At 48.5% G+C, this 12,192-nt stretch carries 13 protein-coding genes; 7 read left to right on the forward strand and 6 right to left on the reverse strand.

Annotated elements, in window-relative coordinates; all coding sequences use genetic code 11:
• Genes Q1V74_RS03880 through Q1V74_RS03890 form a run of 3 tightly spaced genes read right to left on the reverse strand, consistent with a single transcriptional unit; the run spans position 1 to position 2,585 of the window.
• A complete protein-coding gene (locus Q1V74_RS03880) occupies positions 1–723 on the reverse strand; it encodes a spermidine synthase (RefSeq protein ID WP_300647139.1) in 723 nt (240 codons plus the stop codon).
• A 4-nt stretch (positions 724–727) separates the two neighbouring features.
• The gene (locus tag Q1V74_RS03885; RefSeq protein WP_300647140.1) at positions 728–1,726 is read right to left on the reverse strand and encodes a Nudix family hydrolase; all 999 of its coding nucleotides are present in this window, start codon (positions 1,724–1,726) and stop codon (positions 728–730) included.
• Positions 1,716–2,585 carry an ATP-binding protein gene (locus Q1V74_RS03890; protein WP_300647141.1) on the reverse strand — a complete coding sequence of 290 codons (870 nt, stop codon included), beginning with the start codon at positions 2,583–2,585 and terminating at the stop codon, positions 1,716–1,718. Before Q1V74_RS03890 ends, Q1V74_RS03885 begins: the two co-directional genes overlap by 11 nt.
• Positions 2,586–2,753: 168 nt before the next feature.
• On the opposite strand from Q1V74_RS03890, the gene ispB reads away from it, so the two are divergent.
• The 3 genes from ispB to gltS are packed head-to-tail and all read left to right on the forward strand — an operon-like array spanning position 2,754 to position 5,476.
• The gene (ispB, locus tag Q1V74_RS03895; RefSeq protein ID WP_260649991.1) at positions 2,754–3,719 is read left to right on the forward strand and encodes an octaprenyl diphosphate synthase; all 966 of its coding nucleotides are present in this window, start codon (positions 2,754–2,756) and stop codon (positions 3,717–3,719) included.
• Positions 3,720–3,724: 5 nt separating this feature from the next.
• Positions 3,725–4,231 (forward strand): molybdopterin-guanine dinucleotide biosynthesis protein B, encoded by a 507-nt coding sequence (gene mobB, locus Q1V74_RS03900; RefSeq protein ID WP_300647143.1) that lies wholly within the window; start codon positions 3,725–3,727, stop codon positions 4,229–4,231.
• Positions 4,232–4,258: 27 nt separating this feature from the next.
• Positions 4,259–5,476: a sodium/glutamate symporter gene (gene gltS / locus Q1V74_RS03905; RefSeq protein ID WP_300647144.1), complete on the forward strand. Its 1,218-nt coding sequence runs from the start codon at positions 4,259–4,261 to the stop codon at positions 5,474–5,476.
• A gap of 19 nt (positions 5,477–5,495) precedes the next feature.
• Here gltS and Q1V74_RS03910 read toward each other — a convergent pair whose 3' ends face one another.
• From Q1V74_RS03910 to Q1V74_RS03920, 3 genes are read right to left on the reverse strand one after another with little or no spacing between them, the layout of a single operon-like run.
• Positions 5,496–6,893 (reverse strand): FAD-binding oxidoreductase, encoded by a 1,398-nt coding sequence (locus tag Q1V74_RS03910; protein ID WP_300647145.1) that lies wholly within the window; start codon positions 6,891–6,893, stop codon positions 5,496–5,498.
• 18 nt (positions 6,894–6,911) lie between these two features.
• Positions 6,912–7,709, reverse strand: coding sequence for an exodeoxyribonuclease III (locus Q1V74_RS03915; protein ID WP_300647146.1), 798 nt, complete (start codon positions 7,707–7,709; stop codon positions 6,912–6,914).
• Positions 7,710–7,741: 32 nt separating this feature from the next.
• On the reverse strand, positions 7,742–8,539 hold the full coding sequence (locus Q1V74_RS03920; protein WP_300647147.1) for a class III extradiol ring-cleavage dioxygenase: 798 nt from the start codon (positions 8,537–8,539) through the stop codon (positions 7,742–7,744).
• A gap of 111 nt (positions 8,540–8,650) precedes the next feature.
• Between Q1V74_RS03920 and pyrE the strand changes: the two genes are divergently transcribed.
• The 4 genes from pyrE to Q1V74_RS03940 all read left to right on the forward strand — a co-directional run bounded on the left by pyrE (position 8,651) and on the right by Q1V74_RS03940 (position 12,188).
• Positions 8,651–9,316: an orotate phosphoribosyltransferase gene (pyrE, locus tag Q1V74_RS03925; RefSeq protein ID WP_300647148.1), complete on the forward strand. Its 666-nt coding sequence runs from the start codon at positions 8,651–8,653 to the stop codon at positions 9,314–9,316.
• Between the two features lie 368 nt (positions 9,317–9,684).
• Positions 9,685–11,259, forward strand: a complete 1,575-nt coding sequence (locus tag Q1V74_RS03930; RefSeq protein ID WP_300647149.1) for a flavin monoamine oxidase family protein — start codon at positions 9,685–9,687, stop codon at positions 11,257–11,259.
• A 12-nt stretch (positions 11,260–11,271) separates the two neighbouring features.
• Positions 11,272–11,697, forward strand: a complete 426-nt coding sequence (locus Q1V74_RS03935; protein WP_260649998.1) for a cytochrome c — start codon at positions 11,272–11,274, stop codon at positions 11,695–11,697.
• 11 nt (positions 11,698–11,708) lie between these two features.
• Positions 11,709–12,188 (forward strand): RidA family protein, encoded by a 480-nt coding sequence (locus Q1V74_RS03940; protein ID WP_260649999.1) that lies wholly within the window; start codon positions 11,709–11,711, stop codon positions 12,186–12,188.
• The last annotated feature ends 4 nt before the right edge of the window (positions 12,189–12,192 follow it).

Below are 12,192 nucleotides of genomic sequence, written 5' to 3' on the forward strand. Positions count from 1 at the left end.
TTAGTCCCCCTGCATCCACTGCTCTAATCCCTCCACCCAGTCTGCTGCTGGCAACCCGTAAGCCATGGTGATTTGAGTGGCGCGGTCATAGAGAGCCTCAAAATCAACCACCGGCGGGGTTTTGAAGGCGATGGCAACAATGTTGCCATCATGGGATTCAGGAAGCCAAGCCACGGCGCCAAAGGCCTGTTGTAAATAGTTTAAATGGCGAGCATGAACATGAGCATTGCCTAAAATATTTATAGTTAATAAGCCTTCATCCGTTAGTACGCGTGCGCATTCATTATAGAAATCTTGTGAGCCGAGGGCCGGTGCATGCGCTTCGGCACCATATAAATCCACTTGTAGCACTTCTACGCTTTGCATTGGTGCAGATTGTAGATGCGCGAGAGCACAGCGATGAATGACATGTAAACGCTGATCATCATCAGGTAATGCAAATAATGCCCTACAGGCACGAATGACATCGAGGTTGATTTCGACGGCAGTGATTTTGCTATCGGGGTAGTTCTGATAACAAAACTTAGTCAGCGAGGCAGCGCCCAGACCTAATTGCATAATATGCGTGGGCTGGTCCATAAACAGCTGCCACATCATCATTTGCTGAATATACAGCAGCTCTAGCTCATTGGGTTGGCTTAGGCGCATAGCGCCTTGTACCCATTCGGTGCCTAAATGTAAATAACGTACGCCATCGTGTTCGGATATGGTGACAGGGTCCATGGTCTTAATCAGTAATGAGTTGTCGGATACCGGCAATACCGTGCGCACCAAATGTTTGCGCTTGTTTAAAGGTGGTAGGGGATTGTCCCCCAATTGCAAAGGCAGGTCGCCCTGCTTGTTGTGCGAGCTCGTAAAACCTTTCCCAGCCTAGTGCCGGTTGATTTGGGTGGGATGGCGTATCTAATACATGCCCAATCACAACAAAATCACTATTTAGTTGTTGTGCGTGCTTTATATCTTGCGCGTGGTGAGCCGAGACGGCAAGGAGCTGGCGCTTGTTAATGGGGGCTGCGTGTTGATTTTGTGCAAGGCGAGCCGCATCGTGACTGCGTAAATGGAGTCCGTCAGCATAACCAACCCAATCCCAAGGGTGGATACTATTCAGTAAGCAGAGGGCTCCCCATTGGTGACATAAATCCACTGTTTGCTGTAAGGCGGCTAAACAATCAGGGTCATTGGGATGGTTGTTCTCCCAAGCAGGCTCTCTGAATTGCACCAGTCGTACTCCCTGTTGTAATGCCTGATGCAGCTTTTCTAGCCAGATCGATACGCCACTTTTTTGTCCGATATTGCTAAGTAAATAGTGTTTGGGTAAGCGTAACCAACGGAGAATCGGGAAGGTGGCAGGCAAAATAGGCCCTATCGTTAATGGAATAGGCTGATCGGGATGACACCAAGCTAACTGCTGATTTTCTTGTGGGGTTGGAGTGCCCTGCCACTCGGTGACTTGATAAAAGTTAAGCTCTACCGTACTGCGTGGATAGTGATGGATATAGCGGATCCAAGGTAATAGGGTCGTTGCATGGATACCGATTTCCTCGTGGAGCTCGCGGATGAGCGCTTGGGGCACGCTTTCATTGGTTTCGATTTTACCGCCTGGCAGCTCCCACCAATGTGGCCAGGGTTTATCGGCAGGACGACTGCCAAGTAGTACATGTCCCATTGGATCCAGAATAACGCCCACGGCAACCCGAACGTAGGGGGGATGGGTTTTAGTTGTCATGACGTGCTACCCAGTCCCGTGCAAATTGTTGTGCAACACGCCCCGAGCGGGAGCCGCGGTGTAAGGCCCATTGTAAGGCTTCGCGACGGGCATCCTCGACACGCTCAGCAGGATAGCCCAGTGTTTTAAGCCAGTAATACACAATATCCAAATAATCGTCTTGTTTAAACTGATAAAACGATAACCAAATCCCAAAGCGTTCAGATAAAGAGACTTTTTCCTCTACGGCTTCGCCATAATGCAGTTCGCCCGTAGCAGGTGTACTGGTCTGTAAGTTTTCCGCTGCGTATTCCGGCATAAGATGGCGCCGGTTTGAGGTCGCATAAATCAAAACATTATCACTGGGAGCGGCGACGGAGCCATCCAGTACAGATTTTAATGCTTTATAACCGCTTTCGCCGTCTTCAAAGGATAAGTCATCACTAAAAATAATAAAGCGTTCGGGGCGGTCAGCAATCAATTCAATGATATCTGGTAGGTCTCCCATGTCGTCTTTATCAATTTCAATCAAACGCAAACCTTGATCTGCAAATTGATTGAGCATAGCTTTGACTAAAGAGCTTTTGCCCGTGCCGCGGGCTCCTGTCATAAGGACATTATTGGCGGGTTTGCCTGCTACGAATTGAGCGGTGTTGCGTGTAATGATATCTTTTTGTTGCTCAATATGTTGTAAATCTTCAGGGGCAATGGTGGCAATATGTTTTACGGCATCTAACCAGCCACGCGCGCCTCGACGCCGCCAGATAAACGCGTGGGCATCCCAATTAATAGCGGGTGGGGCTGGCGGCAAATAGGCTTCGAGCTGTTCAAGCACACGTTCGGCGCGTTGTAACAAATTGCTTAAGTCGTAATTCAACATATTCTCCATTTAGGCTAAAAGACGTATGATGCTGGGTAGACGTGGTTTTTTTGTCTTTGTGATTTTTATGCGGCGCTAAATTCGGCGTTATCGCCACAACACCGTATAATTATCCCTTTACTCTTGGATTTTTACCAAGGTTGGTATTTTTTTCGTTCGGAACGCGCTTTGAATCTCCCAAATCTAATGACCCCCATCGCAGATGACATGAAAGCCCTTGATGCGGTAATCCGCGGGCGATTAAACTCAGAAGTCGTCCTTATTCGTACTATTGGGGAATATATTGTGGGCGCGGGTGGCAAAAGAATGCGCCCCGCTTTGTTATTGTTAATCGCCAATGCATTAGGCTACAAAGGCTCACATCATCATCTATTGGCGGGTGTGGTGGAGTTCATCCATACTGCCACGTTATTACATGATGATGTGGTTGATGAGTCTGACTTACGCCGAGGCCGTAGTACGGCTAATGCGGTGTTTGGTAATGCTGCTAGTGTGTTGGTGGGTGATTATTTATACTCTCGCTCTTTTGAGATGATGGTGGAAACGCAGTCAATGCGTGCTATGGCAGTACTCTCTGAAGCCACTACTATCATTGCCGAGGGCGAGGTCTTACAGCTGTTAAACGTACACGATCCGGATGTGTCCGAAGAACGCTATATGCAGGTGGTGCGCTATAAAACCGCCAAGCTTTTCGAGGCCGCAGCACAAGTGGGGGCGATCTTATCTGCAGCCAGCCCCGAGCTTGAGTCGGCCGCTGCTGCGTATGGGCGTCATATTGGTACGGCTTTCCAGCTGATTGATGATGTCTTGGATTACAGTGGTGACGCGGAAGCGCTAGGAAAAAATGTGGGCGACGATCTGCGCGAGGGCAAGCCTACGCTTCCTTTAATTCGCGTGATGCAAGTCGGTACCCCAGCCGAACAACAGTTAATTAAATCCGCCATTGAAACCGGGGATGCGGATTTTGAGGCGGTGGCAGCCGCCATCGCGAATACCGATGCGGTTGACTATACCCGTCAAGCTGCTGATGCCGAGGCTGAGTTAGCTTTACAGGCCATACAGGTTTTTCCTGACAGTATTTATAAGCAAACATTGGTTGATTTTTGTACCGCTGCGGTGCAGCGCGACCATTAATCACTATGCAGCGGGTTTTTGGTATTGTTGGGCGCTCAGGTAGTGGTAAAACCACGCTGATTGAAGCCATGATGCCTTGGTTTAATGCCCAAGGTCTAGAGGTGGCTGTGATCAAGCACAGTCATCATCGCTTGGAATTCGAACCACCCCATAAAGATAGCGCTCGCTTCCGTAATGCCGGTGCACGCGAGGTCATTGTGGCCTCCCCCTATCATTACGCTTTGTTTCATAACTTAAATCAAAACGACGAGCCGTTATTGGTAGACTTAGTACAACGTTTGCAACCGGTTGATGTGGTTTTAGTAGAAGGATATCGGCAAGCAGATATTCCGCGCTTAGAGGTTTATCGCCCATCGCGTGGGGTAGATCCAGTTTATCCGCATACAGAGAAAGTGGTCGCCATTGCGACAGATACACCATTGGCTATGACTGATCGTATCTGCTTAGATTTAAATCAACCTCAGGATGTTGCTGCTTTTATTTGGGAGCAGGTACGCGCTCGTTGCGCTTAGGGCTACCACGTCGCACAGAGGATAACCATGCTTATACAGCTTGATATGGCACAAACCGTAGCGTTGGCAGCGGTGTTTTTAGTGATAGGGAAACTTATCAAAAATCGAGTGCCTGTTTTATCGCGTTATTTTATTCCGAGTCCCATTATTGGTGGGCTGGTATTTGCGCTTATTGCTTTATATGGGCATCAGACGCAAAGCTTCTCGGTTGAGCTGTATGACAATATGCGTGCCTTTTTGCTAATGGCATTTTTTACAACCATTGGTTTTTCTGCCAGTTTTGAAATGCTGAAAAAGGGTGGGGTAGGGGTGGCCCTGTTTTTAGTGGCTGCAGTTCTACTGTTGACCTTGCAAAATATCATTGGTGCGGGCTTGGCTTATGTCATGGGAGCGAGCCCCTTATTAGGACTAGCGGCGGGGTCGATTTCTTTAACCGGTGGACATGGGACATCGGCAGCGTTTGGTCCCTTGTTGGAATCGTATGGGGTAACCGGCGCGCTACCTGCTGCTATTGCTGCTGCCACGTGGGGCTTGGTTGCAGGGTGTGTGATTGGGGGGCCTGTGGGCTCACGTCTCATGCGTAAACATGGCTTAAAAGGTCCTCGGCAGCGAGCCGCTGTGTCAGTGCCAACCCCTACTACAGGGGGGGCTGCTACTCAGGAAAATGCCACCCCTCAAAAAGAACCACTTTTTGATTTGTCGATGTACTCTGTGCTGTTACTAGCCGTATGTATGGGGCTAGGTTCGATGCTTATTGAGTGGCTGCAAACCAAAGGGGTGACGTTGCCAGCGTATTTGGGGTCGATGCTGATTGCTGTGGTCGTGCGCAATATTATTGACTGGCGTGGTTTTCGTTTTCCACAAGCACAGCTAGATGCTATTGGATCCGTCTCTCTGGGGTTTTTCTTGGTAATGGCTTTAATGTCTATGAAGCTTTGGGAGCTAGCGGATGTAGCGGGGCCGTTACTTGTGATCCTAGTTGTGCAAACAGCGGTCATGTTTTTATTTGCGACCTACGTTACCTTTAGGATTATGGGCAAAGATTATGATGCGGCCGTAATGGCCGCTGGTCATTGTGGTTTTGGGATGGGGGCCACTCCTAATGCGATGGCTAATATGCAGTCATTCACCGAGGTAAATGGTCCGTCACCTAAAGCGTTCTTTGTTATTCCTTTGGTTGGCTCCTTATTCATTGATTTTGTGAACGCTATCATTATTACCGCCTTTGTAGGAGTGTTGAGCTAACGGTAGGGGCTTGGTTCTATTAATCAAAGACCTTACCGGGGTTTAGGATCTGATGGGGGTCTAAAGCCTGCTTTAGGGTACGCATCAGAGCCAGCTCGGCGGGGGTACGGCTGTAGGCAAGCCAGGGCTTTTTGTGTAAACCAATCCCATGTTCCGCAGAGATCGACCCCTGAAGCGCTTGGGCTACTTCATAACAGCGTTTTTCAATCTCGTGTTCCATGGTTTTATCTCCGTGGGGGATAGGGCCAACGAGCAGATGAATATTGCCATCACCCACATGACCAAAAAACATTGTGGTTAATGTTGGGTCTACCGCGTGTACGCTTTGTCGTAAACGCTCAACTCCTAACCCAATTTGTGAAATAGGGAAGGAAATATCAAAGTTAATGGTTGGCGCATAATGGGGTAGGATTTCGGCAACGGCGTCGCGTAATATCCAAAAATCTTCTGCATCGGCATGTGATTGTGCGACGGCGGCATCCAGCGCCCAGCCTTCATTAAAAGCATGCTCTAGCACCGCCTCGAAGGGAGCAGCGGTTGTTTCAGGGTTGGCGGACTGCAGATCCATTAATACATAGAGGGGATAATCGGCGGCAATGGGCGCACGGCTGCCCCCTACAGTGGTGGCGATGCGGTAATAATCCTGCCACATGACCTCAAAGGCACTCACCAGCCCCGAAAGCTCTTGTTGAGCATAGCGTAAAAGGCGTGTTACGGCGCTGAAATCGGGTAAAGCAATCAAGGCCGTATTGGCGCCATTGACTTTAGGGTGCAAGCGTAGGACGACTTGTGTCACGATGCCTAGGGTGCCTTCAGAACCAATAAATAAATGTTTCAGATCAAAGGCCGCATTGTTTTTTGCCATTTTGTTGAGCATAGACAAAATCGTGCCATCGGCTTGAACCACCTCTAGTCCCAGCACCAAATCGCGAGTCATGCCATAGCGGATGACGCGGTTGCCGCCAGCGTTGGTCGAGACGTTGCCACCAATTTGGCAGGAGCCGCGCGCTCCAAGATCTAACGCAAACAAAAAGCCCGCTTTTTCGGCTTCGTTTTGAATGAGTTCTAACGGGGTACCCGCCCAGACAGTCATGGTAGCGGATTCGGCGTCCAGTTCAATGACCCCTTTGAGTCGCTCTAAAGAAAGCGCGATGGCTGCGCCGCGTATCGTGGCTCCGCCAGCTAAACCTGTTAGCCCCCCTTGGGGAACAACAGCGCAACGCTGCTGGTGGCAAAGCGCGAGAATACGGCTGACATCCTCGGTGGTTTTAGGGCGTACAACGGCCAAAGGGGCGTTGCCTTGTTCGCCACTCCAATCCGTGAAATAGGTTTGGCTTTGGCTAGGATCAGTGATTACATGATCTGGGCCCACGATAGCGGTTAAGGCTTGTAAAAAAGCGGGGTCAGGTTGGTGCATGGTCTGTCTCTAAAACAATTAACAATGGGTTAAATCATAATCCACAATGAGCGGGGCATGATCACTATAGCGCTCGTCTTTGTATACCCATGCTTTTTGAGCGGCCGCGGCAGCACCTGGGGTGGCCACATGGTAATCAATACGCCAACCGGTGTTATTGGCCCATGCTTGTCCGCGATTGCTCCACCAGGTGTAGCTTTCTCCGGTATGATCAGGGTAAAGGTGGCGGTAAACATCCACCCAGCCCATTTCATTAAATACCTTGGTTAGCCATGCGCGCTCTTCGGGTAAGAAACCGGAGTTTTTTTGGTTACCACGCCAGTTTTTTAAGTCGATTTCATGGTGAGCAATATTCCAATCACCACAAATAATATATTCCCGACCGGTAGCTTGATGGTCCGCCATAAAACCCTGCATAAGCGCTTCAAATCGATCTAAAAAGCGATATTTGGCAGCCTGACGTTCGTCACCACTGGTGCCTGAAGGCAAATAAGCACTGATGACACTCAGTTTGTCGAAATCAGCACGGATCACACGCCCTTCGGGGTCGAATTCATCGCAATCCATGCCAATATGAACGGCTTGGGGCTCGTCTTTTAGGTATAAACCCACACCACTGTAGCCGGGTTTTTCGGCTAGATTAAAGTAGCCGGTATAGCCGTCGGGATGGCGCATGGGATCTTTTAGGTCTTTGTCTTGAATGCGAACCTCTTGTAAGCAAACCATATCGGGTTGGTGAGCTTGAAGCCAATCAGCAAAGCCTTTTCTATAGGCGGCACGGATGCCGTTCATATTTAAACTACAAATGCGTAACACGGAAACTCTCTAAAAAAGACGGATGAATCATCCTAACCGAAACGATAACTGCCGTTCATAATACCGGTTGTACTGGTGCTATTCAAAATTCGTGTGACGGGGTCTTGCTCTGTGGCGGCTCCAGCAACCACAAATAAAGGCACTAGATGGTCTTCGCGCGCATGAGCCACACGCGCTCCAGGGGCTTGGTCCCAATGTAAGAGGGCTTGCTCGCGTGCAGGAGCTGGGGTGTGTAAAAGTGTTTGATCTAACCATGCATCAAAGGCTTGCGAGGCGGGCGCGGCCTCGGGCCCCATCAAACGTAAATTATGGTAGCTGGCACCACTGCCGAGAATCAATACGTCTTCGTCGCGTAAAGCGCGTAAGGCTGCACCCATGCGTAAATGGAAAGCCGGATCATAGTGCGCATCAATAGAAAGTTGCACCATAGGGATAGAGGCGTCGGGGTACATGACATAAGCAGGAACAAATGCCCCGTGATCAAAACCGCGTTCAGCGTCTTGTTGCACATCGAATCCGGCTTGCTCTAAGCGTTGCTGGACGTGCTGAGCTAATGCGGGCTGACCAGAAGCCGGGTAAACGACCTCGTAGGTATGGGCAGGAAAATTATAATAGTCATAGACCATTGGGGGGTTAGGGTGGCTTTGTACTCGTAGGGGGCCTTCGGTTTCCCAATGCGCAGATACCATCAAAATCGCCTTGGGTGGGCGGGGTAGGCTTGCAGGAAGCGCCGTTAGGCTTCGCTGTAAATCCGCATAGCGCACCAGACCTTGTTCCATCCAAGGCCATGGGCCACCACCATGGGATAAGTAAAAAACGGGCATGCTCATAAGAATTCTCCTTTTTAGGTAAAGCCGATGGGCTGATTTTAGCCATACATCTTTGAGGCTTTCATGGAATAATAGTGGGGTTTATGGATGCACTTTATTTGGAAGCACATCATGCTCTCTCAACGTAATGAATTTGTGCGCTTCGCTCTGGAACAGGGCGTATTGCGTTTTGGTGAATTTAAAGTTAAATCAGGTCGTCTAAGCCCCTATTTTTTTAATGCTGGGTTGTTCAATAGTGGTGCTGCCGTGGGGCGTTTGGCACAGTTTTATGCACAAGCGCTTGTTAGCTCGGGGGTGCCTTTTGATATGTTGTTTGGTCCAGCATACAAAGGCATTCCGTTAGCGGCGACAACAGCCGTGGCCTTGGCACAGCATCCTGATCTTGCTGGTCGCGATATACCGTTTGCTTTTAACCGTAAAGAAGCCAAAGCCCATGGCGAAGGGGGCACGCTGGTGGGTGCCCCATTACAGGGCAAGGTCATCATCATCGATGATGTGATTACCGCAGGTACTTCTGTGCGCGAATCCGTGGATATTATCCGGGCAGCGGGTGCGGAGCCGGCGGGTGTATTGATTGCTCTTGATCGCATGGAGCGCGCGGGCACGGATCAACAGCTTTCTTCACACTCAGCCGTACAAGAAGTAAGCCAAAAATATGGGATGCCTGTTATTAGTATCGCATCATTGGCCGATATTATGTTCTACCTGGAGAACAATTCAGAATTAGCTGCGCATCAACAATCCGTCGCTGCTTATCGTCAAAAATATGGGGTGTAAGCAAGTTAAGCAGTTTGCCTATAGTTGAGCTTTATAATTCTTGACATTGTCATAAAATAAAATAATTGGTCCATTTTTATTATTTTATGATCAAATAAGTCGCCGCACGCCTTGTACGTGCGGCTTTTTTATGTCGAATCCATATATTTTAAGCTTAAAACACATTTGGTTTAATTGTGTTATTTTTCGATACGCCTACTAGCAGTAGTGTTTTTTTATAGCTTAGCTTTTAGGTTCATTAGCATAAAAGAGCAAGACCTACTTGTCGGTAGGTCAACTACACACAGATATTTTTCCCTAAAAGGGTACAAAACAATCATGCCTTAAAAGGGCATTTAAGAGGTGAAATGATGGCAAAAGGTCTTCCTATGACACGACGCCAGCTCTTGTCCATGATTGGTTACGCCGCCGGAGCCTCGGTGATGTATCAATCCATGACAAGTCTAGGCTATGCAGCAGAATCCCCTTACCGTAGTGGTAAGAAATTACAAGGCGCACCGAAAAAAGGGTCTTCAGTCGTTGTATTGGGTGCTGGTTTGGCTGGTATGGTGGCTGCTTTAGAGCTACGCGATGCAGGTTATAAAGTGAAGATTCTGGAGTATCAGGATCGTGCTGGTGGTCGCAACTGGTCTTGGTACGGTGGCACCGAATATACCGAGCTAGGTGGCGAAAAGCAGGTTTGTGAATTTGATGAGGGCCTTTACTTAAACCCTGGACCATGGCGTATTCCTTATCATCACTATGCCGTCTTAGAGTACTGTAAGCGCTTAAATGTGAAGCTAGAGCCGTTCATTCAGATGAACTTTAATGCGTATTTGCATGCTCAAAATGCTTTTGATGGTAAGCCACAGCGCTATGCGCATGTGGTATCGGATTTTCGAGGTGGGATCAGCGAGCTGTTAGCCAAAGCGGTGAATACCGATAAGCTTGATATGCCTGTAACGGATGAAGATAAAGAAATTCTTCTGGCAGCATTGAAAAATCATGGCGCTTTGAATGACGAGTATAAATATGTAAAAAGCTTGGATACCAGCGCGCGCCGTGGCTATGCCAAAGCACCGGGCGGTGGATTGAATGCGCGTCCAGAGCCTTCTGAGCCTATTAATTTTAAAGAGCTAATCGATTCTCGTGTTTGGGCAAACATGGATGTGCATTTTCTGGAAGAGTTCCAAAACACCATGTTTCAACCAGTCGGCGGAATGGGCAAAATTGGGGAAGCCTTTCATCGTGAGCTAAAAGACTTGATTCAGCTAAACGCACAAGTGGTAGAGATCAAGCAGGATGATAACGGCGTAACCATTAGCTACAAAGACCGCAATGGTGGCGAAGAAGTAAAAACAGAGACGGCGGACTGGTGTGTTTGTACCTTGCCCTTGTCTGTTTTAAGCCAAATCCCCATGAATGTGGATCGCAAAATGCAAGATGCCATTAATGCGGTACCTTATGCGCCAGCAGTGAAAGTGGGCACGCAGTATAAACGCCGCTTCTGGGAAGAAGACGAACAGATTTATGGTGGTATCAGCTACACAGACTTACCTATTACACAGATTTCTTACCCCAGCGACAATATGTTTAGCTCAGGCAAAGGGGTGCTTTTAAATGGGTATGTGTTTGGGGTTGATGCCGTACAGTTTAGTGCGATGCCACCCAAAGAGCGTATTGCTAAAGCGTTGGAATACAGCGCACAAATCCACCCGCAAATTAAAGAAGAAGCGGAAAACAGTATGGCAATGGCGTGGAGCCGAGTACCTTGGACGCTGGGGTGTTTTGGGATCTGGACGGACCGTAAGCGCGAAGAGCACTACGATAATTTGTGTCGAATGGACGGGCGTATTGTTTTAGCAGGGGAGCATGCTTCTTATATTCCAGCCTGGATGGAAGGAGCCATGTTGTCGGGTTTAGCTGCCATTGAACAGCTTCACGAAAAAGCCATGGCGCAATAAGGAGTCTAGATCATGAAAAAATCCCTGTTATCTTTAGGTCTAGCGTCGGTGTTATCGGTCGTGTCTGTAGCCAGTTTTGCGGATTCGGCGGTGATGAATGATGTGACGACGGGTATTGAAGCCAAAACCGGTAAAGAAATTTACCAAACCGTTTGTATTAGCTGTCATATGGCCGAAGGCAAAGGTGCTAAGGGCGCTGGGCAGTTCCCGGCTTTTGCGAATAATATGCGTTTAATGGCGGCGGAGTACCCAGCTTATATTGTGTTATATGGTCAAAAGGGCATGCCTGGTTTTGGAAATTATTTAGATGACGACCAAATAGCAGCGATTGTGAATTACATTCGTACGAGCTTTGGTAATGATTTCAAACCCGATTTCACGCCTGAGCAAGTGGCAAAAATGCGCAAACCGGATGCGGATTACGGCACGTTAGATTAAGGAGTGCTTATATGTTAATGCGAACAACGTTAAAAACGGTTGGTTTGGTGGCGGGGGCATTACTTGCCTTTAGCGTGCAGGCGCAAGAGATTCAACGTGTGCCAGCTCCGAATGACTTTCCTATAGCTACCTCTGTGAGTATTCCTGCAGGGGCACAATTACATTATTTAAGTGGTGTGGTTCCCAGCAAGGACGCTCAAGGTCATTATGGTGATACCGAAGCCCAAACCATTAGCGTTTTAAAAACCATTGAATCCAACCTTAAAGCGTTAGGTTTAGGTATGGGCGACGTGGTTAAAATGCAGGTGTATTTGGTTGCTGACCCGAACAAGGACAATAAAATGGACTTTGAGGGGTTTATGAAAGGCTACCAGCAGTTTTTTGGCACTAAAGACCAGCCTAATTTACCCGCTCGCTCTGCGATGCAAGTTGCCGGTTTAGTGATGCCCGAATGGCTCATTGAAATCGAAGTAGTCGCGGCGTCTAAATAGTATT

Source organism: Paenalcaligenes sp., assembly GCF_030152715.1.
Classification (GTDB): domain Bacteria; phylum Pseudomonadota; class Gammaproteobacteria; order Burkholderiales; family Burkholderiaceae_B; genus Paenalcaligenes; species Paenalcaligenes hermetiae.